Annotated in this window: 32 protein-coding genes; 12 read left to right on the top strand and 20 right to left on the bottom strand. The window is 48.5% G+C overall.

Features of this window, described 5'->3' with window-relative positions; translation table 11 throughout:
• The 4 genes from IPL71_RS26340 to IPL71_RS25325 form a co-directional block, all read left to right on the top strand.
• Nucleotides 1-219, top strand: a 219-nt coding sequence (locus IPL71_RS26340; protein ID WP_514130861.1) for a twin-arginine translocation signal domain-containing protein, incomplete at its 5' end; no start/stop codon positions are given.
• On the top strand, nt 216-1109 hold the full coding sequence (locus IPL71_RS25335; RefSeq protein ID WP_345326515.1) for a DUF1800 domain-containing protein: 894 nt from the start codon (nt 216-218) through the stop codon (nt 1107-1109). The genes IPL71_RS26340 and IPL71_RS25335, both read left to right, overlap by 4 nt.
• On the top strand, nt 1096-1821 hold the full coding sequence (locus tag IPL71_RS25330; RefSeq protein WP_345326513.1) for a DUF1800 family protein: 726 nt from the start codon (nt 1096-1098) through the stop codon (nt 1819-1821). Before IPL71_RS25335 ends, IPL71_RS25330 begins: the two co-directional genes overlap by 14 nt.
• Entirely contained in the window at nt 1766-2743 is a 978-nt protein-coding gene (locus IPL71_RS25325) for a DUF1501 domain-containing protein (protein WP_345326511.1), read from the top strand. Before IPL71_RS25330 ends, IPL71_RS25325 begins: the two co-directional genes overlap by 56 nt.
• A 123-nt stretch (nt 2744-2866) precedes the next feature.
• Here the strand turns inward: IPL71_RS25325 and IPL71_RS25320 are convergent, their stop codons facing one another.
• The 10 genes from IPL71_RS25320 to IPL71_RS25275 form a co-directional block, all read right to left on the bottom strand.
• Entirely contained in the window at nt 2867-3643 is a 777-nt protein-coding gene (locus IPL71_RS25320; protein WP_345326509.1) for a CAP domain-containing protein, read from the bottom strand.
• A 1-nt stretch (nt 3644) separates the two neighbouring features.
• Nucleotides 3645-3878 carry a lipoprotein gene (locus IPL71_RS25315; RefSeq protein ID WP_345326507.1) on the bottom strand — a complete coding sequence of 78 codons (234 nt, stop codon included), beginning with the start codon at nt 3876-3878 and terminating at the stop codon, nt 3645-3647.
• Between the two features lie 156 nt (nt 3879-4034).
• A complete protein-coding gene (locus tag IPL71_RS25310; RefSeq protein WP_345326505.1) occupies nt 4035-4538 on the bottom strand; it encodes a hypothetical protein in 504 nt (167 codons plus the stop codon).
• 43 nt (nt 4539-4581) lie between these two features.
• The gene (locus tag IPL71_RS25305; RefSeq protein ID WP_345326503.1) at nt 4582-4956 is read right to left on the bottom strand and encodes a hypothetical protein; all 375 of its coding nucleotides are present in this window, start codon (nt 4954-4956) and stop codon (nt 4582-4584) included.
• Nucleotides 4911-5585: a hypothetical protein gene (locus tag IPL71_RS25300; RefSeq protein WP_345326501.1), complete on the bottom strand. Its 675-nt coding sequence runs from the start codon at nt 5583-5585 to the stop codon at nt 4911-4913. Before IPL71_RS25300 ends, IPL71_RS25305 begins: the two co-directional genes overlap by 46 nt.
• 66 nt (nt 5586-5651) lie before the next feature.
• Complete coding sequence (locus IPL71_RS25295; RefSeq protein WP_345326499.1) at nt 5652-6026, bottom strand: hypothetical protein; 375 nt, start codon at nt 6024-6026, stop codon at nt 5652-5654.
• Between the two features lie 42 nt (nt 6027-6068).
• Complete coding sequence (locus tag IPL71_RS25290; protein ID WP_345326496.1) at nt 6069-6587, bottom strand: class I SAM-dependent methyltransferase; 519 nt, start codon at nt 6585-6587, stop codon at nt 6069-6071.
• The gene (locus IPL71_RS25285) at nt 6587-6751 is read right to left on the bottom strand and encodes a hypothetical protein (RefSeq protein ID WP_345326494.1); all 165 of its coding nucleotides are present in this window, start codon (nt 6749-6751) and stop codon (nt 6587-6589) included. The genes IPL71_RS25290 and IPL71_RS25285 overlap by 1 nt, the downstream gene beginning before the upstream one ends.
• Before the next feature lie 78 nt (nt 6752-6829).
• Nucleotides 6830-6967, bottom strand: coding sequence for a hypothetical protein (locus IPL71_RS25280; RefSeq protein ID WP_345326492.1), 138 nt, complete (start codon nt 6965-6967; stop codon nt 6830-6832).
• 23 nt (nt 6968-6990) lie between these two features.
• Complete coding sequence (locus IPL71_RS25275) at nt 6991-7710, bottom strand: glycosyltransferase family 2 protein (protein ID WP_345326491.1); 720 nt, start codon at nt 7708-7710, stop codon at nt 6991-6993.
• 50 nt (nt 7711-7760) lie between these two features.
• Between IPL71_RS25275 and IPL71_RS25270 the strand changes: the two genes are divergently transcribed.
• Genes IPL71_RS25270 through IPL71_RS26335 form a run of 5 tightly spaced genes read left to right on the top strand, consistent with a single transcriptional unit; the run spans nt 7761 to nt 10386 of the window.
• Nucleotides 7761-8090 (top strand): response regulator transcription factor, encoded by a 330-nt coding sequence (locus IPL71_RS25270; protein WP_345326489.1) that lies wholly within the window; start codon nt 7761-7763, stop codon nt 8088-8090.
• Nucleotides 8068-8913 (top strand): GAF domain-containing protein, encoded by an 846-nt coding sequence (locus IPL71_RS25265; RefSeq protein WP_345326487.1) that lies wholly within the window; start codon nt 8068-8070, stop codon nt 8911-8913. The genes IPL71_RS25270 and IPL71_RS25265 overlap by 23 nt, the downstream gene beginning before the upstream one ends.
• A gap of 24 nt (nt 8914-8937) precedes the next feature.
• On the top strand, nt 8938-9567 hold the full coding sequence (locus IPL71_RS25260) for a response regulator (RefSeq protein WP_345326485.1): 630 nt from the start codon (nt 8938-8940) through the stop codon (nt 9565-9567).
• Complete coding sequence (locus IPL71_RS25255; RefSeq protein WP_345326483.1) at nt 9564-10169, top strand: sensor histidine kinase; 606 nt, start codon at nt 9564-9566, stop codon at nt 10167-10169. Before IPL71_RS25260 ends, IPL71_RS25255 begins: the two co-directional genes overlap by 4 nt.
• A complete protein-coding gene (locus IPL71_RS26335) occupies nt 10150-10386 on the top strand; it encodes a sensor histidine kinase (protein ID WP_514130862.1) in 237 nt (78 codons plus the stop codon). The genes IPL71_RS25255 and IPL71_RS26335 overlap by 20 nt, the downstream gene beginning before the upstream one ends.
• A 252-nt stretch (nt 10387-10638) precedes the next feature.
• Here the strand turns inward: IPL71_RS26335 and IPL71_RS25250 are convergent, their stop codons facing one another.
• The 6 genes from IPL71_RS25250 to IPL71_RS25225 form a co-directional block, all read right to left on the bottom strand.
• Nucleotides 10639-11055, bottom strand: coding sequence for a nucleoside 2-deoxyribosyltransferase (locus IPL71_RS25250; RefSeq protein WP_345326481.1), 417 nt, complete (start codon nt 11053-11055; stop codon nt 10639-10641).
• Nucleotides 11052-11669, bottom strand: coding sequence for a hypothetical protein (locus tag IPL71_RS25245; protein WP_345326479.1), 618 nt, complete (start codon nt 11667-11669; stop codon nt 11052-11054). The genes IPL71_RS25250 and IPL71_RS25245 overlap by 4 nt, the downstream gene beginning before the upstream one ends.
• Nucleotides 11670-11675: 6 nt before the next feature.
• Nucleotides 11676-11972, bottom strand: coding sequence for a hypothetical protein (locus tag IPL71_RS25240; RefSeq protein ID WP_345326477.1), 297 nt, complete (start codon nt 11970-11972; stop codon nt 11676-11678).
• Nucleotides 11973-12036: 64 nt separating this feature from the next.
• Entirely contained in the window at nt 12037-12339 is a 303-nt protein-coding gene (locus tag IPL71_RS25235; RefSeq protein WP_345326475.1) for a hypothetical protein, read from the bottom strand.
• 8 nt (nt 12340-12347) lie between these two features.
• A complete protein-coding gene (locus IPL71_RS25230) occupies nt 12348-12749 on the bottom strand; it encodes a DUF3467 domain-containing protein (RefSeq protein WP_345326473.1) in 402 nt (133 codons plus the stop codon).
• Between the two features lie 38 nt (nt 12750-12787).
• Nucleotides 12788-13216, bottom strand: coding sequence for a single-stranded DNA-binding protein (locus tag IPL71_RS25225; RefSeq protein WP_345326471.1), 429 nt, complete (start codon nt 13214-13216; stop codon nt 12788-12790).
• A gap of 145 nt (nt 13217-13361) precedes the next feature.
• Here IPL71_RS25225 and IPL71_RS25220 point away from each other — a divergent pair, with 145 nt between their 5' ends.
• Together IPL71_RS25220 and IPL71_RS25215 are read left to right on the top strand one after the other, a co-directional pair.
• Nucleotides 13362-13895 carry a cytochrome b gene (locus IPL71_RS25220; RefSeq protein ID WP_345326469.1) on the top strand — a complete coding sequence of 178 codons (534 nt, stop codon included), beginning with the start codon at nt 13362-13364 and terminating at the stop codon, nt 13893-13895.
• Nucleotides 13896-13958: 63 nt separating this feature from the next.
• Complete coding sequence (locus IPL71_RS25215; RefSeq protein WP_345326467.1) at nt 13959-14321, top strand: hypothetical protein; 363 nt, start codon at nt 13959-13961, stop codon at nt 14319-14321.
• A gap of 37 nt (nt 14322-14358) precedes the next feature.
• Here the strand turns inward: IPL71_RS25215 and IPL71_RS25210 are convergent, their stop codons facing one another.
• From IPL71_RS25210 to IPL71_RS25195, 4 genes are all read right to left on the bottom strand, one after another.
• On the bottom strand, nt 14359-14913 hold the full coding sequence (locus tag IPL71_RS25210; protein WP_345326465.1) for a DinB family protein: 555 nt from the start codon (nt 14911-14913) through the stop codon (nt 14359-14361).
• A 30-nt stretch (nt 14914-14943) separates the two neighbouring features.
• Complete coding sequence (locus IPL71_RS25205; protein WP_345326517.1) at nt 14944-16029, bottom strand: alkaline phosphatase family protein; 1086 nt, start codon at nt 16027-16029, stop codon at nt 14944-14946.
• Nucleotides 16030-16185: 156 nt separating this feature from the next.
• Nucleotides 16186-17460, bottom strand: coding sequence for an NAD(P)/FAD-dependent oxidoreductase (locus tag IPL71_RS25200; protein WP_345326463.1), 1275 nt, complete (start codon nt 17458-17460; stop codon nt 16186-16188).
• A 27-nt stretch (nt 17461-17487) separates the two neighbouring features.
• Nucleotides 17488-18492 (bottom strand): lysylphosphatidylglycerol synthase transmembrane domain-containing protein, encoded by a 1005-nt coding sequence (locus IPL71_RS25195; RefSeq protein WP_345326461.1) that lies wholly within the window; start codon nt 18490-18492, stop codon nt 17488-17490.
• Between the two features lie 295 nt (nt 18493-18787).
• On the opposite strand from IPL71_RS25195, the gene IPL71_RS25190 reads away from it, so the two are divergent.
• Nucleotides 18788-19669, top strand: a complete 882-nt coding sequence (locus tag IPL71_RS25190; RefSeq protein ID WP_345326460.1) for a YitT family protein — start codon at nt 18788-18790, stop codon at nt 19667-19669.
• Nucleotides 19670-19802: the final 133 nt, after the last annotated feature.

The raw sequence follows: 19802 nt of genomic DNA, 5'->3' as shown, positions 1-19802 counted from the left end.
ACCCTCTCTCGACGTGACTTCCTCAAACTCGCTTCCCTCGTTACCGCGAGCGTAGCGGAGTGCCGCACTCTCATCTTGCGCTCCCGCACTAGCGTATCGCAAACTCGCAGGAGACCTTCCCACCGTTCCGTGGACAGCGCTTACCGCAAGCGATTTCCTCGCGCTAAATCGCCTCACCTTTGGCGCAGCAGGGTGGAGCGCCCGCTTTATAGGAAATGATTAAAAACTATATTGAAGAACAACTCAACTTCGAAACCATCGACGACTTAGCCTGCAACCTTCAACTTTCAACCTTCGACACACTAAACATGGAAGCCAACGAACTCGAAGGAATCAGCAATCAACTCTTCGATGGATACGACCGCGAGAAAGTCCCCAACGAATTGCGTCAGGCAACTTTCCTGCGACAGCTTTATAGCAAACGTCAACTCTACGAAGTGATGGTTGAATTCTGGAGTGACCACTTCAACATCTTCATGGACAAGGAAAAAGAGTTCTTCCTCAAAACCGTGGATGACCGCGAAGTGATCCGCAAACATGCGCTCGGTAATTTCCGCGACCTTGTGTGGGCATCTGCGCATTCGCCAGCGATGATGATCTATCTCGATAATCAAGCCAACGAGAAAAGTCATCCCAACGAAAACTATGCGCGTGAGTTAATGGAACTTCACACTCTTGGCGTGGACGGCGGTTACTCTCAAAAAGATGTGATGGAACTCGCTCGCTGTCTCACGGGTTGGAATGTTAAGGAACATTTCTGGCTTGGCGATTTCGTCTTCAAGGAAGACATCCATGACACGGGTGAGAAAAATGTTTTGGGTCTTTCGATTCAGTCGTCGGGTATTAAAGAGGCGGAGCAAGTCATCGAAATGCTGGTCATGCATCCATCCACTGCAAAATTTATCTGCACCAAACTCGCGCGTCGCTTCATCGCCGATAATCCGCCACAGCAGCTCATCGAAAAAGCCGCGCAAACTTTTCTCAACACGAATGGCGATATCAAATCTGTGCTGAGTGTCATCCTGCTCGATGGCCTGCCGCTCGCGCAAAGACAAATACAAACGTCCCGTCAATTTTCTTTTGTCCGCGCTGCGTATGCTCAACGTTGAAACTGATGGTATTGCTACGATTATCTCGTCCGCATGGGGGCGCCTTTATTTCAACTGGCCCACGCCCGAGGGCTACCCCGACACCAGCGAGGCGTGGCAGGGCAACCTCATGCCGCGCTGGCAATTTGCCTTCGCGCTGATTCGGGACGAACTCAATGACACGAAACATAATTTGCAAAATTTATTGGATGTCTCATCTACCGGCATTTTGCAAGACGATGTGGATGCGATTTCATCTTTATTAGTAGGTGCCCGGTTAGATCGCTTCGCCCGTAACGAAATAATTGATACCGTCCGAGCAGCAGGCGCCACCGATGAAGAGACTCGTCAGATCATCGCCGCGAGCATCATTGCATCCCTGCCTTTCAATGGCGTTGATTATGTAGTAGCGACTTCAGTCGCTTTTGTAACGACTAAAGTCGTTACTACGAATAATGGAGATTTTTTAATGCTTACTCAAACCTGGCTCCCCCGCTTATCCTTTGCCCCTGTCAACACCGCCCCGCGCGGAGATACACTCGTCGTCGTTTTTCTCCGCGGTGCAGCGGATGTATTAAACATGGTCGTGCCACATGGCGAGGACGCCTATTATCAATTGCGGCCGTCATTGGGAATTGCGAGACCTGATGATTCAAGAAAGAAGAAAGAGGAAAGAAGTGTTGACTTGGACGGATTTTTTTGGTTTGCATCCAAATATGAGTCCGCTGCTTGAAGCATGGCAAAGCGAGCAACTTGCCATCATCCATGCTTGCGGCGCACCTGATGAATCTCGCAGTCACTTCAAAGCAATGGAACTCATGGAGCGCGGCGTCGACGATGAACGCGGTCCCGCCTCAGGCTGGATTGGACGTCACCTCGCGACTTTGAACACAGGCAACACATCTCCCTTGCGTGCCGTGGGAATGGGCACCCGCCCACAACGTAGTTTGAGCGGAAGTGTGCCAGTCTCCGCCCTGCGTTCCATCGCGGATTTCCACCTCGGCGGCGACCAGCGCATCCTGCAGCAAATGCGCGCCTCGCTTGAAACCGTCTACGCCAATGACATTCTGGGACAAGAGACTTTATCCATCATGGATACTCTCCAAAGACTTGACCCCACAAATTACCAATCTCCAATCTCCAATAATTACCCCGACACCGAATTCGGCCTCGCCCTCAAACAAACCGCCATGCTCATCAAAGCGGAAGTGGGACTCGAAGTCTCAGCCATTGACCTCGGCGGCTGGGATACGCATTTGCGCAAGGGCTCATCCGCTGGTATCATGCCCAACCTGATGAAAGACCTCGCCGAAGGACTCGCCGCCTTCCATGCCGATATGGCAGACCATCAAAATCAACTCACCACCGTCACCATGTCCGAGTTTGGGCGGCGTGCCTCTGAGAATGGCAGCCTCGGCACAGACCACGGTCACGGCAGTATGATGATGGTGTTGGGTGGCAATGTAGACGGTGGCAAAGTCCACGGGCAATGGCCGGGACTGGCGGAAGGTCAACTGATCGGGCCGGGTGATTTAGCAGTCACAACGGATTACCGCGATGTGCTTTCTGAAATATTAACCAAACGATTAAATAACCCCGCCACAAATGAGATATTTCCTGAATATCAACCGATCATGCCAAATGTTGATTTTTAAACTTGAATATATTCTTTATCCGTTTATCCGTTTTGCGCAGTAATCCGTTACTGAATCCGCTTATACAGGTTATATAATTTTTTTTATTTTTGTAGCAACTATAAATTTATGGGCTTCCAAAATCTATAACAATATAATCCCCATACGCGCCATTTGAAAATATGCATATCCGACCCCGATTTCCGTTGACCGTGGATTTAAGATCGCGTCACGATGGATCTGGTCGCTCATCCACCAACTCATGGCCGCCTGCGGACCGCCTCCACCGTAGATGATTTCTTCTGAATATGAAGGCGAATACCCTGAAGCCAGAATACGAGAGTATGCTGATGAGCCATCCGAACCGGTATGACTGATCATGTTATTACATGCCATGTCTGCGGCGTGACCTTGTGCAGATGCAGCAAGCTGTGAGTTAACTGTCAACGCGGGCAGACCGGCGTTTGCGCGTTCTGCGTTTATTAACGATGCGATCTGACTGATATATCCCGCATTAGAACTGTAGTTGCAGTTGGTTGTAGTCGTTGTTGTCGTATTGACTGATTGCGTCGGGCTTGTGCTCGAAGAACTGGTTGGGACAATGACGCCGCTGCCCACAACGATCTTTACCCAGAATGTTTTTTCAACACCGATCATCACGATCTTGTCTGCTGAGTTGTGTAATGTGAAATACCCGGTGTATGTCCCGCTGGCCGCGGGTGCGGTCAAGTCGACAGAGACGAGTGCCTTCTCACTCGAAACAGTAACAGGTATCGGCGCGGAAAGAGGCGCTCCCATTGCGTCACCGGCTGCAAAGATCAGCGTGTAATTAATCCACGGGCAAGTGCCTGTGTTTTGAAATTCCCATGTCTTTGTGAATTTTTCGCTTGCTTTCACCTGCGTATTGTCCTGAATAGTCACGTCACGTAAGCACGGCGCTGTCAGTGCAGTTTGGCGGAGCGGTGATCGCAATCGTTGGCGTGTTTACAATCTCTGAAGTTGGGGTCAATGTGGGGGGAACATAGGATTGTTTGGTGGGGGGCAGCGTGGCTGTTACGAAATCTGGTCCAACCGTGGGAGGATTTGAATCGGTTGAGACGGAAATGCAGGACGTCAGCAAAGTTGTGATTAACAGCGTGTAAAAAAATCTTTTCATTTTTTACCTTGTTTTTAGAAATTATGCAAATTGATTTTCATCAGAGACACCCATGCAGGTGCAATGCGATCAGTGATAAAAAAGGATGTTTTTAAATCTTTGTTCACATTGTGCCCGTATGGGTATCTCCGTTTATCAAGGTGAACTTCATGTACTTTAAAACATCATCATCTGTCCCGTGGATTTTTCGACGGGGTCGCTGGCGATCTGTTCTTCAAATGTTTCGCGGGTCAAGATCGGGACCTTGAGCAGGGTGCGCAACAAACGATATTTCACCAGCGGATGCTTTTTCAAGCGTGCCGCGAGCGACGGGGCGCGATCCTGCTGATAGGCGGCGAGCGCTGCCCGTCCGCCGGGGATGACAATAATGGTGTCCGGCGCGGCATCCTGCACTGCGCGCCCGAGCAGGGCCGAAGCCAATACGTTAAATGTGCGCACCCTGTTTCCGTTTTCTTCCCAGTGCAGAAGTTTATCCTGCTTGCGCGTTGTATAGTTTAATCTTTTTCCGACGGCTTCGATCAATTTGTAAATATTATTTAATTCTTCACGCCGTGTTGCTGCAATATCCTCGTCACGCAATTTCCAATAGCCTGATTCTCTTTCTGCGTACGAATTTAAAATGGCGTAGATCAAACCTTTGGATGGCGTGAGCAATCCCATAAAACTCTTTCGCAGTGCTTCATCAAATTCCTGCTCAGGGATCTTAAGAAGAATCTGCTTCGGCTAAAGCGATCAAGCCTGCGGCGTGGATGTGTAAATAAGGAGCAGGTTCGCCGCGCAGCAGAAGATATTCTTGAATTGCATTGAGTAAAATATCTGCGCTTGTTTTTTTTGCTTTTCGTTTTTGCTCGTTCTTCCATACGACTTGCACTGCATCATGTTCGGTACGCAATGCCACACTTTGCAACGAAAATTTTGCCGCGCTTGCCGCCGTAAAAGCGGATGTAAGGAATGCGGGCTCGGGTTCAGGTAGCAGCGCAAAAAACGTCACGCCTTCGGGCAGCAAATCCCCCAGATGATTGAAAGCAGAATTCAACGCGGTGGCGTTCCATGCCCAATCATATCGGCGGCGGCGCAAGCTTTATACTGCTCCACCGCATCCTTGCCCCACAGCCAGCCCGCCCATAAAGCAGAGAGAGTCCAAAATGCCTGATTAGTATGCGGCACCGAGCCGATCACTGCCGCGATCGGAATTTCCTTTTTGACAATATTTGCGAGGTCTGTCATATGACCTTCGTAGATTAAGAAGCCGCCACTCTCTGGAATTTTCGTAGGCCACGCTTCAACCGTGACCGTTGAACCGGTTTCTGTCCACAGGCTTAATCCAAGCTCAAGCATCATCCACACATTATGCTCGCGGAATTGATTCGGCGTGCTCAACTGCTTCGGCCGTGGACGTTCCGCCGGGTGCGCCCAGATCGTATTGCCCGCGTCACATGCGACAAGGATCAGAGCGGTCAATGCGCGTTTTCTTTCGGGTGATAAATTTAAACTATCAAGACGGTTGATAACGGTTGTGATCACATACAGTGGACGCGGTAAATAATATCCGATGGCTTCTTCGGCGTAGATGCGGTCTTCATCGTTTAATGCGACAACTTTTTCGAAGGCGCGTGAGCGATGCGGGTATCTGTCTTGCGATTTTTTGACACGTTCTATATCTTCTTCGGTGATGCTAGCTCGCCCGAGTCGCCGCAGTGCGGGCATTCATATGCGCGCGTAGGGAATATCCTCTCCCTTTGCGCCATAAAAAGAATGAGCATATATTTTTGTTCACATTTTCGCATGACGTGAGATATAAAGATTGCAGATGCCCCGCGAGTCTTTCGTCCCCTTTTTGACTGCGCCCAGATCTGCGAGTGCGGCTGTGAATTCAGATTGCGCCGGCGGATTGGCAAACATCTCCAGCAAAAAACGGGTGACCGGGTTATTTGCCGTCACCAGTACGCGATATCCGCTGCGCGCGGCCTCAAGTACCAGCCGCGGGGAGAATCCGAATGGGTCGAGCAGCCAGCTACCGGCTAGAGGTTGACCCGTGCCGGCCGTTTGTTGTGAGAGCCAGGCAGAGATCACTCCGTCTTCAAGCGCGGGAAGAAAGCGAGAGCGGTCCCGCTCTGTGTGACCTAATCCGGCGATGTCCGGTTGCAAATCCATCTTGGGTTAAGTATACATCCCCCGTGAGCAACGCGTTCATAACTTTTTGGCGGCAAACAATTCAAACAGCGGACTCGGCCAGTACAGTGTGGCAATAGGTTCGATGCGAGAGATCGGCACGAGCTCAGTTTTGATCTCTGCGATGCCGCGCTCGTGATACGCGCCGGAATATTCGGGGCCGGCGATCTTGCGCCCGATGCGATATAGAATATTTTCTGTAGGCCCGGAGACGATCAACTGTCCGCCCGGTTTGAGCAATGTGAGAAGTTCATTCAATGTGCGCGGCAGATCTTTAACATGCTCAAGCACATCTAGCGCGATGATGAGGTCAAAAGAATTTGCGGGCAGGTCGCTGATGTTTGTTTTGGATGCATCTTTCACTTCCACATTTTTTGCGAGTGGAATATGAACCTGCACACTTTCAAGCGGAAGCAAGTCCACGTCCATCGCTGTGACCTGATTGCTGATCTGTGAAACATAGGGGAGCATCACGCCGCTGCCGCATCCAAAATCAAGAATGCGTTCATAAGATGTTGGGCGTTGAATGTGCTCCATCACTTTGCGCAGTCGCTGCCAGAAAAGCCAGTTGATGATCGGGTTACGATGGAGTATGCGGGAAATGCAGCTTCATCCAAACGGCCTGCCTCAGTTTGTGTGAGCACCTGACGGATGGCGTTGCGATAGCGTGTTTTATAAGTGTTGAAGTCTGATGTTTTCATAGCGGATCCGAAAGCGCCTTGCGTGGAGTGGAGTTCATATCAATTTCAATTGCGGATAATAAAATTTGAATCCTAAAATTACAGAGAGTGTGGGAGCATAACCGTACCTGTGGGGGCGGGGATATTCTGACTCGCGTATTCGATCCATTTTACGCTGCCGAAGATTCCGCCAAATAATAAAAGTGGAATGCCGATCATCAAATACAGCGACATCATCGAAAAATCATAGATGTAATATCTTAATAAGATGCGCCGCAAAAAGTGATGAGTAATTTGACCGGAAATTCAAACAAGGAACGTCGAATGGAAAGACTCGATGTTTCATTTCGATAACGCGCCGGAATGGGAATGTCCATGACCAGTGCGCCGATTAAGTATAAATTTGCGAGCATGGATGTTTCAAAGTAGTAGCGGTGATCTATTTTCTCAAGCGGAAGCTGTGTGAGAATCTCGGCACGGATGGCGAAGAATCCGTTTGTTGGGTCGAAGATGCTCCAATATCCGGTCGCGGCTTTGGTTAGAAAACTTAACCCTAAATTTCCGATGCGGCGTACGAAAGGCATTTGTAATAACGACTGAAAATCACGAAAGCGATTGCCTTTTACATAATCAGCTTTGCCTAAAATGAGCGGCGTGATGAGTGCAGGGATGTGCGCCGGATCCATTTGACCGTCGCCGTCGATCTTGACCACGATCTGCGCGCCGAGTTCGAGCGCCTTACGAAAGCCGGAGATCATCGCTCCGCCCACGCCCAAGTTTTCGGTGTGATGAATCAGGGTGATGCGGCTGTCTTTTTTTGCGGCAGCAGTTACCAGGTCAGAAGTGGAATCGGGCGAAGCATCATCCACGACAATAATATGTTTGATATATGCAGGCAAATCCTGTAAAACAGATTCAATATTCTGCTCCACCCGATAGGCGGGAATGACCGTTGCAATAGCATAAGCAGTAAAATTCATCGCAAAGATTGTACCCGAAAAGGTGATAGAATCGGCGAAAGGAAAAAAACATGGCGCCCGGGGAACAAATTCTCATTGTTGAAAGTGATCCAGATATTGCCGATTTGATCGGAAGACAGTCTTTACAGCCGCTTGGATATCAGGTGACTGTGGTTGGCGATGCTGCTTCTGCGATCAAATTTGCGATTCAAACGACCCCTAGCCTGATCCTCGCCAATTTAAATTTACCAGGCCTGAGCGGAAAAGACATGCTCGCCGCGTTGAACGCGCAAGGTGTGAAATCTCCCGTGATCGTCATTGCTGAAAAGGGACAGGAGGTCAGATGCGATTCAAGCTTTCCGGCTTGGCGCGTCAGATGTGATCTTTTGGCCGGTGCGTGATGCGGAAGTTGTTTCCATTGTCGAGCGCGCTTTAAGTCAGACTCGCGAATCGCGTGAACGGCAAAAAATGGGCAGCCAAATTGACTCGATGAACGCCGAGTTGCAAAAAAGATTGCGCGATCTAACGACGATCCTGTCCACGGCCAAGGCTGTGGTTTCGATCACAGATCAGCGTGTATTGTTTGACCGAATTCTTGAAAGCGCCTTGCAGGTGGCCGAAGCGGATATTTGCTGGCTGATGCTGCGTGAAGAACGCAGCAATGCGTATTTGCTGCGCGCGCAACGTAACCTGCCTGAAGCATGGGCCAAGAAAATGAATCAGCCCGTGGATGATGGCATCAGTTCGCTGGTTGCGCTTTCAGGGGAGAGTCTGGTGATGAGTGGTTCTCCATTACAAAAATTAAAAGTTTCGGCTTTGGGCAAATCAATCGGTGTGATTCCGATCAAGATCCAAAGCGAAGTGATCGGGTTGCTGATCGTCGCGAGAAAAATAGACCGTGAGATCACCCGCGAAGCGCAGACTCTGCTGGAAGCCATGGCAGATTATGCTTCAATTTCACTGGTCAATGCGCGTTTGTTCCGCGCGTTGGAAAAAAATGCTGAAAGTGCGCGCACAGGTGAAAAGCATCGCTATGCGGCGCTTGAAGCAGTGCGGAATTCCATTCAGACCGAACTACAGGCGGCAAGTTATCCGCTTAATCTGGTGTTGACGGAGATGCCGGGTGCGCTTAACCCTGAGCAAAGGCAGGCGCTTGAATCTGTGCAGGGGGCGCTCCAGCGCCTTTCGCGTTCTTCTGAAAAGACCGTTGTTCCCAATAAATAAAGTAGAAAAGATTACACTGATCCCATGGCGAAACAAGATCTGATTTTACTGGCATTAAATCCATCCCCAATTTTAGATTTAATGGAACGTGCCCTGCGTGCGGCTGGATATGAAGTGGCTGTTGCCCATGACCAGACAGGTTTGAATAAATCTGTGCAGGAAGCCATCCCCGCTTTGATGATCGTTGGCGAAAAATTCGCCGAGGATGATGGTTTTTCCGTTTCAAGAAATTTGCTGGGAAGATTCCCCACTCTGCCGATTATTTTATATGCAGATCAAGACACCTCCGGTCTCGCCAAGTCTGCGCTTAAGATCGGGCTGAGCGGTTATTTATATCCGCCGCTTAGAATGACCGACATTATTGATGAAGTGCAAAGGAGTCTTGCGCGCGCGAGAGAATTGGGAGATTGGCTGCGCCGCGAAGTAAAACGCACCACTTCGTCACTGGCAGAAAAAGCTAAAATATCCGAAACCGAGCGGTATAAACTGGAAGCGATCATTGGCAACATTCAGGATGGTGTGATCGTCATGGATGAGAGGCATCATGTCCTGCTTGCAAATCGCGCTGTTTATGAAATCTTTAATTTGGATGGCAAAGATACCTATGGCAAGTTGATCGAGGAGGTCATTTCAAATGCAGACCTGAAGCCTTGATCACACGTTCCAGCGAAGGGCCGTTGAAATATCATGAGATCAACTTTGATGATGGCCGTGTTTTTAATGCGCAATATACGCCCATTCCCAAGATCGGGTCTGCCATTACCATGCAGGATATTTCCTACCTGAAAGAACTTGACCGCTTAAAAAGTGATTTTATCCATACCGTTTCACATGACCTGCGCTCTCCATTAACTGCGATTCTCGGCTATACAGAATTGATCGAGCGCACGGGGCCGCTGAATCAAAATCAACAGGAGTTTTTACATCGTTTACAAGGCAGTATTCAACATATCACAACCCTTGTTAACGACCTGCTTGATCTTGGCCGTCTCGAAGCCAGGTTCGACACCCGCCGGGAACTGGTTCAACTTGAAAATATTTTGAAATATTCATTGGATATGTTTGATGCGCAAGTGAGGAAAAAGAATATCAAACTGGATGTCACCATCGCCGGAGATATCACAGCCTTGCGCGCCAACCCGATTCGCATCCGCCAAATGATGGATAACCTTGTAGGCAATGCCATTAAGTACACACCTGCGGAAGGCAGCGTGCATGTGAAGATGTCAATGCAAGATCATCAGATCATTCTTTAAAATTGAAGATACAGGTCCGGGTATTCCACCGGAAGAGCAATCCCGCGTATTTGAGAAATTCTTCCGTGCCACGAATGCACCGGAGCAGGTGGAAGGTTCCGGCTTGGGATTGGCAATTGTGAAATCCATTGTCGAGAGTCATCAGGGACGCGTATGGGTGGAATCAATCGTAGGGAAGGGCTCGTCCTTCATCGTAATTCTCCCCGCGCAAGAATAAAAAAGCAGAAATAAAAATTAAATATCGACTTAAAGATGCTGCCGCTGAGTGGGAACTCAGCGGCCGCCCAAGGAGAAGATTGTGGCAAGTCAACCGCGCCGGATGTTCCGCTACCGCTCTTCTCAAAGGAGGAGACAGGAGGAGCATGTTTGGAGGTGTCTTTGTTCCGTCTCCGTCTATATAGTAGCCCACTTCTTTTTTTTGCACCATCGCTAAATGTCACGAATAGATTGTGACAATATTCACAAATATTCACTGGCTGGCAATAAATGAATGTGCCTGTAAAATCGCCTCTTCCACTGTTTCGTAGGCCTGAATAACAAGCGCGGCATCTTGATTCCCAGTAATCATTTTTGACACTTTACGTTCCTTTTGGTGCATACACAATACCGGCTTCCCGATATTCAAAGCAAAACCGATCTCGTATCCAACGCCGTGCGAAGGCGTGCTGACCTCTGCGATGAGCACATCGCAATTCTTGATCCAGTTGACATCGCGCTCGTAAACTTCCCCGGGTGTCAACTCTCGCTCATTTTCCATCACATCCGACAGCACCAAATGCGACGTGGGGATTTGATGACCATCCTTTATAAGCGCAGCGACAATCTCTTGATATGTACTTTCAAATTCGCGTCCGCCGGTGATGGAACATGCAAAATAAATGTTCATTGGTCTTTGCCGGGCAATCGTGAAAGGATCGAGTTGTCGCGTCTTTGCCTGGGCGCAGATGAATCTGATGTGCCTGACCGCATACTTTCTATTTCACCGCTGAGTTTCATCCAATCATCAACAAGGATGACGAAATGCGGTGTCTTGTCTTTGAAGAAAAGCGGAGAAAGGAAAAGCCGCAGCGAAGATTGCGACATGGGAAAGGCGTTTAATGTAATTACGATCGCGGTCATTTTTGCGAGCGGTTGAATGATCTCAACCTGCCATTTGGTTACACTATTGGGCGGAAAGAGTACGCCTATGTTTGCCGATGATGTGCGCTGAAATCTTTTATACGAAATATTCAGGCGTAATAAGGGGGTCGCCAGCCGAAGGTGGTCACTGAACGGCTGCACATAAGCGGCTTTGCGAATAAGAATTAAGAATAAGCCGATAAATATATTTACTGCGCCAACGCTTGCACAAGCCAGCCAGCGCCATTCTTCAAATCCCCACCACTTAACCAGCCAGGCCACGCCAAGTAATGAAACGCCGATCGCAGAAATGGCAGGCCACCAGCGATCGATCATGTGAGTGTAGACGACAAGCGGATAACGGCGGCCACCTTTTGCCATGATGAATTACCCGTTTCTTTTTTGACCGTTGAGCGGGTCGCTGTTTAATTGAGCGCTCAACTGGCTGATGGCTTGTGTGAGATGTTCCCCACGCAGACTAAAGGTAATATCTCCGCGAGTCTTTTCGATGATGCCGCGTGCCAGATCTGTCTGGCGGCGCAGGCCATTGGTGATGGCATCGGGATAGTCCATGGTGACCATGATCGAGTAGATCTCGTCCATGATGTTTAGCAGGCGTTCCACTTCAGGAGAATACCCGTGGCGAAGAATATCGAGGCTGCGGCGGCGTAATTCGCCTACCACTTCTGCCAACCCGTTGAGATAGGTCGAAGGTTCAACGACCAGTTCTTCGGGAGTCTGAAGCGGTTCATTCCGAATTAAGGCGCAAGTGACGTTCGCTTCGACAAATTCCTTTAAGGCATCCTGTGTGTATCCGGCGTAAAAAAGAGTCGGGATATGCTGCCAAAGAGGCGCGCAGCGTATCTGCCAGTTGACGTGCTTCCTGTAAATGCGCGTTCATCACATCGGCTTCTTCACGATGCACCGCGCGGATGGCGAGTGAGCAGGCGCGTGTTAACTGGCGTGCCTGAGCGAGTGCCTGGTCGCGGGCGGATGTGCGTGCGTCAAATGTTTTGCGGATGCTGTCTGTGATCTGTTCGAGTTTATGCATATTTTTTTCTACGGTTCTTTGGGTGGTTCAGGCGGCTGTTGAAAGGGACGGAAAAGATTATCAGCGAGTGTTGAGTTGGTTGGGATGTTGATCTCGCCGAATGCGGTTTCGTAACGTGCAATATTTTCGGTAAGTGCGCGCACCAATAATTTTGCACTAAGCGGAGTCATCACCACGCGCGAGCGAATTTTGGCGCGCGGTTCACCGGGTAGAAGATGTGCAAAATCAAGCACGATATCGGCGGGGGAGTGGGCGATGCGTGCGAGGTTGGCGTAGACAAGCTCAAGATCTGCGGGGAGTTCAAGAACGGGGCCGGTTTGTTTTTGAGGAGTTTGGGGAATGGTCATGGGAAGGGAATCCAAATGTGCTGAACGGGTGGTAAATTCAAAGACTTCGGAAGTCTGCTTCAAAGACAGAGACTTCCGAAGGCTGGTATATGTTTACGAGATTAGAATGGAATTTCATCTTCAGGAGGAAGCTCGGCCATTTCCATTCCGCCGCCTGAGATGGGTCCGCCTTCGCCGCCTTCACCACGTGCTGAGAGAAAACGCACATTGGAGGCTGTGATCTCAAAGGATGCGCCGGAAGAGCCATCAGATTTTGTCCAAATGCGGGGGCCGCCTGTGTTTTTATCGGGAGTCAATCTGCCTTCGACCAAAACCTTTGAGCCTTTTTTAACATACTGATTGCAGACTTCTGCGGTCTTGCCCCAGGTGGAAACACGGAACCAGATGGTCTCTTTCACCTGTTCACCGTTACCGGCAGTATATTGGCGGTTGGTGGCGACAGAAAATGAAGTGACGGCCTGTCCTGATGGGGTGTAACGCATTTCGGGGTCTTTGCCTACGTTACCGACGATGATAATAGTGTGATACATGGGGATTACTCCTTTGGGGTTTGAGGTACCCGTCGAATCGCGACGGGGAAAATGAAACAAAAGCTATTTTACACCACTACCCCTTTTGTAAGAAAGCAATTCGTGATATTGTCATAACACAAACATTTCTAAGGAGAAAATAATCATGTCTGAATCCACACCAAAACGCTACCACCCCGCCCATGTTGCCATTCATTGGTTGATGGCTTTGCTGGTCTTTATGATGCTCGGCATCGGTAAGTTTGTCATGCCGGGCATATCACCTGAAGACCCGCAAAAAGTGATGATGCTCCAAAGTCATACTTATATTGGCGGATCCATTGCGATACTGCTGCTCATTCGCATTGTTCTGCTTTTTACCATGAAACGCCCCGCGCCTGCGGATGCTGGAAATGCCTTTTTGAATCTTGTCGGGAAAGCAGTGCACGGCCTTTTATATTTATTTTTGCTCGGTATGGCACTCAGTGGACTGGGGTTATTCCAAATGGCAGACCTGCCCGGCGTATTCAGCGCGGAAAAACCCTATCCTGCAAATTTCTTTGATTATCTGCCGCGCATGGGGCATGGACTTTCCTCGTGGCTGCTACTTGCGTTGATCGCTCTTCATGTTGGCGCGGCTTTATACCACCAGTTTTTGAAGAAGGATAATTTGCTTGCGCGTATGTGGTTTGGAAAATAGGAACCTGTTTCCGGCATGATAAAAAAAATGTCATGCTCTTTTATTTTTTACCGGTAAACTGCCATGGATTGGAAAATAGAATATCTTGAAAGCGAAGAAATTTTATATATCAAAACAAAAGGCGTGATGACCGCTGAAGCCGCAAATTTAATGGTGAGTGAGATCGTCAAGGCTGCAGAGTATCATCAATGTGACAGACAGATCGTTGACCATCGTGAGACGTCTTTTGCTTTCAGTTTTTTGCAATATTATGAGCGTCCGGAAGTTAACGCAAAGATCGGTATTTCGCCGAAATGGAAGATCGCCATGGTATTCAAGGAATTAAGTCAGGACACCTATTTTATGGAGACAGTTTTCAGAAATCGCGGATATAATTTTTTTCAGTTTGATGATGTTGAAAAAGCAAGAGAATGGGTTCTAAGCTAATAAAAAACGAAGGCGAAAGCCTTCGTTTTTTATTAGCTTAATTGTTTGTGCGTGCCAGTTTTCTCATGGCGGATATTTGACGTAAATGATCTGATTCATGAGCCAGCATGAGTAACATCCATGTTTTGTATGTGCATTTTCCAAATGGAGAACTCTCTTCGATTTTTTCAGGGTTGTGATTTTTACGCGTACCTTCGATCACCACCTGGATTTTCCGGGTAGCCATGCTCAGATTTGCGGTTAATTCGTTGGCAGGGATATTTAACCTGGCGCCTTCTCCGAACCCGCGCGGCGCTTCAACCGCGTGAGCCAGTTGACTGGTGGAAATATCGAGCAATTTGTTATGGTAAAACCCTTGTGTAAAAATAAGGTGAGTTACAGATTCGCTGATCGACCAGAATGGATGAACAGTGGATGAATAAGACACTTGCGCATCCGTCAGGTCTTCAAGATTTGCCTGTGACTGTGCCCGTGTGCGGAGAAAGGTCTCAATAAACTCATCCAGCGAGTAGCGGGAGGAGGCATCCAACCAGGTTATTTCTTTGGTGAAGGCCGAAAATATGAGCGGGGTAAGGACATTAGAGTCGATCATATTAACAGGACGCTCCTTCTATTTTTTATATTACCCAATCTCACAGGAATACAGAATGGTTTCCATTTCCTGCGGAGTTAGTCCGCCGTGGTGACCGTAAAACCGCTGTTCATATTTCCCTTTTTCATACCACCAGACCGATTCATACCGATACGAAAGAATCACCAGATTGCCCACACGCTCTCGAAAACGAGCGGACACTTCCGGGCCGAAGTACCCGTCTGCGATGAGTGCTTCCGTTTTGACCACATCCGCCTTGCCTTCCAATCTTGTGGCAAGAAATGACTGCGCCTCATCCAGCATATCGTCCTTGATATAGAGGAACATGTCACGCGGCGAACCAGCCGGGACAAGTAGATGATCCTTGCGGTTTTTCTTGATGAAGCGTTGAAAATTCTCAAAGTTCGGATTGATATTCAAATAGGTGGTGGTCTGCGGGTCAATTTCACACATGCCGTGATCGGCGGTCATCATGAACAGGATCTTCTTGTTTCCCTTGAGTAGGGTTTCAAAATAATGCTCCATCATCAGCAGGAAGGTTTCAATTTCCGCATCGACCTGCGGCGCGTTGGGACCATACTCATGGCATAGCGAGTCGATTTTGTCAAAATAAAGATGAATATAAGTTGGCTTCGTTTGCTTTTCCAGCAGCAGATTTACATTTGTAAAAGCCTCGGAAAGTGTCTTGAATGGATGCGCCTCTGAGCCTTCCATGATGATGCTTGAATAGATGGAAGGCGTGTAATCACGCAGACCAAAATTAAAGGATTCAACGCCCATGGCTTTTAACTCAGGATAAAGTGTTCCCTTCGGATAAATCGATGCCGGGTTCACATTCTTTGCTTTTAGTGAATTATTTTCCTTTGAGCCTGAAAAGGAAAATAAGAGCGGCGCGATGATCCGGTCCACTTGCGGTTCGTAGTAGATCCATTCATGCACACCGCTGATGCCGACGGGCAATCCTGTATGCATGGTGGTCACATGCGCTGCCGTAGTGGACGGGAATTGCGAAGTCAGCTTTTCGATTTTGCCGTGTTGGGCAATGCGCTTGATAAAGGCCGCATCCTGAAAGCGTTCGTAAAAACGCCAGCCAAAGGCGTCAATAAAAAAGACAATGACAGCATCATATTTTTTGGAAGCAAACGCATCCTTAATGCGAGTTGGAATCCTGCAAACCCGCCTGAGTCATATCTTGGTTTTACGAAAGTTTCATTCAAAGCAACCGCCTTAAAAATAGAGCGCAAGAAATATTTTCTTGCGCTCACAAAATTACTACTTCATCATCCTCGCGGCTTTTCTTCCGATCTCTACCGCAAAGTTTGTGCCGCGATCCCACGGGTAGACCTGACTCATCGAAGCAAAATATAAACCTTTGATCGGTGTTTGTATCTCAGGAATATTTTTTGAATGGTTCACCAATGGCACGGGCTGGGCATAATTTGTTTTGGAAACCCATATCTTCTTCACCCAGTCGCGCGAAAATTCAGGGTTGAATTTTTTGAATGCGGGAATAAATCTTTCGAGCAATTCATCATCGCTCATTGTGAAATATTCGTGACCCAATTCGAGATAATCGCCGGCATACATAATATGGTCGCCGCCAAAATTTTCCTTCGGCACAAAATTCGTGTGTTCCACCAGCGCCAAAAACGGATAGCCTTCATCTTTCGGCACGTTGAACCAGTAATAACCTTCCTTCGATAAAGAATATTTGAGTGATAAAGTCATCACCACCGCGCCCATTGATTTCAATTCAAGCAAACCCTTTACATAATTTTCAGGCAGATCGGGACATAACTTTGCAATCAGATTGGGCGACGAAGTGACCAATACCTTATCGACGATATCACCGTCCACGCTCAGACTCACCGACGCCTGACCCTGCTTAATGGACTTGATCGGCGCGTTGAGTTTTATCTCCACGCCCATCTCACGCAGCTTCTCCGCGAACAGATCAGCGAACTTCTGAAAGCCGCCTTCAAATGTACCGAGGCGGGTCGTGCGTGCATGAATGCGTGCCCACATCCACGCCATGTTGACATCCTTATAAAACGGACCGAACTTGCCGATCAATAACGGCTTCCACATCTGCTCGTAGACTTGTCTGCCGGCGTATTTCAACATCCACGCATCAGCGGTGACTTTTTCCAGCGCGCGCCAATTGTTCGTGAGGCGCAGGAATAATCCGACGAAGCCGAATCTAATTTTGTTCAGACCAAATCCCAGTCCGGGAAAACGAAGCGCGTTGATGATCGAGTCAAATGGATACCATTTATTCTTGTGCAGCATCACAGTCAAGGGGCGGGGGAAGCGGACCTTATCCTCCAGCCCCAGCTCGCGGATCAATCCCAGCATTTCTGAATCGCTTTGGAACCAATGATGATAAAACTTTTCCACCGACCAATCCCAGTGCGGTTCCTTGAAACCGGATGCCAGTCCGCCCACATAATCGGCTGCTTCGAAAATGGTCACATCGTGTCCTGCTTTTTTTAGATCATACGCAGCCACCATGCCGCTGTATCCTGCTCCAACAATTGCTATTTTCATTTTTCCTCATTTGAACGTTGAAACGTATTAGTTTTTTGTCTCTTCACGTAAATCATCACTCCACTTTAATCCTTCGCGTGCCATGTAATATGCGCCGAGCAAAGTGATCGGCAGCCACAAGGCGACATGTAATGTGAGCGTGTACCCTGCCGCTGTGGCCTGATCCACGCCATAGGCGGTGAGGACAGCGATGCCCGGGGCGTCGAAGGTGCCGATGTAGCCTGGCGCGGAAGGAATGGTCGTGGCGAGATTGACAATGCCGTTCATCAACATCAACGCGAAGAATGACACTTCAAAATTAAACGCGTGCATCACGAACCAGTATTTTCCCGTCTCCAACAGCCAGATGATGACCGAAGTAAAGAAGACCATCAAAACGTTAAAGGGAGATCGGAGCGAAGCGAGTCCATCCAGAAATTTATTCATAACACTGGTGATGTTGTCATGCAGGCGTTTGGGGGTCAGATGTTCAATGAACCATAATCCGATCTTTGCTGTGAATTGCGGGAACATGGCGGCCAGTAGAAAAATCAATAAAGCGCCGAGAAAAACTCCCGTGCCGTAGATCGCCACTTGTTGAATGTTGCCCACAAAGCCGGATGCGCTGGTGAGTTTTGCCAGCTCTGATAAATTTAAAAAAACAAAAGCGAGCATGACCACGCCGTCAAAGATGCGCTCGACAATGATGGTGGCAAGCGAAGCGGAAACCGGCACGCCTTCCTTGCGTTTGAGGATCACGGCGCGTAATACTTCGCCGGCGCGCGCGGGGTAAATATTATTTCCCATGTAGCCGATGGTTGTGATGGGGAACATGGTCTTTGTGGGAATCTTTTTGATCGGTCCCAGCAGATAATGCCAGCGCCATGCGCGAATCCACACGCCGATAAAGTACACGCCAATTCCCGGGATCAACCAGAAATAATTCGCTTTCTGCACAGTTTGCCAGAAATCATTTAGATGTAATCCGCGCAGGGAAAGCCAGATACATACGATGCTGATCAGCACCCCAAGCCAAAATTGCCATTTTTTCATAGGCGATTATTGTACCAAAGGAAAGGATGAGGGATAAAGGATGAAAAAATGGATGGCTATTCCAAGGTCAGGAAAATCTTAACGCGAACACTTGCGCCGCACGCCAGTGCAGGTGTTACGCGAAAAAAACCTTTTTAATCCGCAAAATTCGTTCATTCGAGAAATTCGCGTTCCAAGTACGCCACAGAAATTAAGACACATCAAGCGATCTTGGAAAAACCATGATGAAAAAAGAAGATGCTAAATTCGTTCGGCTATAATGATTTGACTTCAACATAATGGAAAAGGATTTCTTATGAAAAAATATTGGATAAATAGCCGGGATTATATTTTGATCGTCCTGGGCGCGTTAATTCAGGCGGTTAGCTTGCGGATATTCTTTGTCCCTGCGGATCTGGCTTCGGGCGGGGTGAGCGGAATTGCTCAATTGATCAATTTCTATACGGAATGGCCGATCGGTTTGATGGTTTTGGTGGGGAATGTTCCGCTTTTTCTGTTGGGATGGCGTTTTCTCGGCGGGCGCCGCTTTGCCCTGCGGACGGCGGTGGCGATCGTCACATATTCCCTGTTGACCGATCTGCTGCTGAAGATTCCGCTGTTCATGTACTACTCTGATATTTTGATTAATGACTTGAAAGGCGATATCTTTCTGAACTCCTTATATGGCGCGATCATCAGCGGCGTCGGCTATGGACTGGTCTATCGCGCACGCGGTACAAGCGGCGGCTCGGATATTCTGGCGCGCATTCTTAACAAGTGGCGCGGCATTTCGATGACCCAAAGTTATTTGATGGTGGATACTTTGGTCATTCTTTCTGCCGGGTTTATTTTTGGATGGAAGCAGGCCTTGTATGCAATGATCACGTTATATGTCAGCGGACTTGTAGCTGAAACGGTGCTCGAAGGCGGCGGGACCGTGCGCACGGCGATGATCGTGACGAATAAACCAGAAGATGTTACCTCCAGAGTTATGGACGAACTTGAACGCGGCGTTACATATCTGGAAGGGCGCGGCGGGTACACCGGCAGTTCACGTCCCGTTTTGTATTGCGTGGTTTCACGTGCAGAGGTTGCAACGTTAAAAACCATCGTACATGAAATTGATCCCGAAGCATTTATGGTGATCGGGGTTGCGCATGAAGCATTAGGGGAAGGCTTTAGGCCGTTGAAAGGATGAAGAAGTGAGAAGTGGAAAGTGAAGAAGTGAGAAGTGAGAAGTGAGAAGTGAGAAGTGAGAAGTGTAAAAAGTGTAAAAAGTGAGAAGTAAAGAAACTTGAAGTAGTATGCCCTGTGAGTTTAAAAACTCACAG

Origin of the sequence: Candidatus Villigracilis proximus, from assembly GCF_016717045.1 — a bacterium.
GTDB lineage: Bacteria > Chloroflexota > Anaerolineae > Anaerolineales > Villigracilaceae > Villigracilis > Villigracilis proximus.
This window is presented reverse-complemented; position numbering and strand designations above follow the sequence as displayed.

Coding starts and splice junctions, on each gene's coding strand:
- IPL71_RS25335 (WP_345326515.1), top strand. CDS start 216: ATGATTAAAAACTATATTGAAGAACAACTCAACTTCGAAACCATCGAC.
- IPL71_RS25330 (WP_345326513.1), top strand. CDS start 1,096: ATGCTCAACGTTGAAACTGATGGTATTGCTACGATTATCTCGTCCGCA.
- IPL71_RS25315 (WP_345326507.1), bottom strand. CDS start 3,878: ATGAAAAGATTTTTTTACACGCTGTTAATCACAACTTTGCTGACGTCC.
- IPL71_RS25310 (WP_345326505.1), bottom strand. CDS start 4,538: ATGGGATTGCTCACGCCATCCAAAGGTTTGATCTACGCCATTTTAAAT.
- IPL71_RS25300 (WP_345326501.1), bottom strand. CDS start 5,585: ATGCCCGCACTGCGGCGACTCGGGCGAGCTAGCATCACCGAAGAAGAT.
- IPL71_RS25290 (WP_345326496.1), bottom strand. CDS start 6,587: ATGGAGCACATTCAACGCCCAACATCTTATGAACGCATTCTTGATTTT.
- IPL71_RS25285 (WP_345326494.1), bottom strand. CDS start 6,751: ATGAAAACATCAGACTTCAACACTTATAAAACACGCTATCGCAACGCC.
- IPL71_RS25280 (WP_345326492.1), bottom strand. CDS start 6,967: ATGATGTCGCTGTATTTGATGATCGGCATTCCACTTTTATTATTTGGC.
- IPL71_RS25275 (WP_345326491.1), bottom strand. CDS start 7,710: ATGAATTTTACTGCTTATGCTATTGCAACGGTCATTCCCGCCTATCGG.
- IPL71_RS25270 (WP_345326489.1), top strand. CDS start 7,761: ATGGCGCCCGGGGAACAAATTCTCATTGTTGAAAGTGATCCAGATATT.
- IPL71_RS25260 (WP_345326485.1), top strand. CDS start 8,938: ATGGCGAAACAAGATCTGATTTTACTGGCATTAAATCCATCCCCAATT.
- IPL71_RS25250 (WP_345326481.1), bottom strand. CDS start 11,055: ATGAACATTTATTTTGCATGTTCCATCACCGGCGGACGCGAATTTGAA.
- IPL71_RS25245 (WP_345326479.1), bottom strand. CDS start 11,669: ATGGCAAAAGGTGGCCGCCGTTATCCGCTTGTCGTCTACACTCACATG.
- IPL71_RS25235 (WP_345326475.1), bottom strand. CDS start 12,339: ATGCATAAACTCGAACAGATCACAGACAGCATCCGCAAAACATTTGAC.
- IPL71_RS25225 (WP_345326471.1), bottom strand. CDS start 13,216: ATGTATCACACTATTATCATCGTCGGTAACGTAGGCAAAGACCCCGAA.
- IPL71_RS25220 (WP_345326469.1), top strand. CDS start 13,362: ATGTCTGAATCCACACCAAAACGCTACCACCCCGCCCATGTTGCCATT.
- IPL71_RS25215 (WP_345326467.1), top strand. CDS start 13,959: ATGGATTGGAAAATAGAATATCTTGAAAGCGAAGAAATTTTATATATC.
- IPL71_RS25210 (WP_345326465.1), bottom strand. CDS start 14,913: ATGATCGACTCTAATGTCCTTACCCCGCTCATATTTTCGGCCTTCACC.
- IPL71_RS25200 (WP_345326463.1), bottom strand. CDS start 17,460: ATGAAAATAGCAATTGTTGGAGCAGGATACAGCGGCATGGTGGCTGCG.
- IPL71_RS25195 (WP_345326461.1), bottom strand. CDS start 18,492: ATGAAAAAATGGCAATTTTGGCTTGGGGTGCTGATCAGCATCGTATGT.
- IPL71_RS25190 (WP_345326460.1), top strand. CDS start 18,788: ATGAAAAAATATTGGATAAATAGCCGGGATTATATTTTGATCGTCCTG.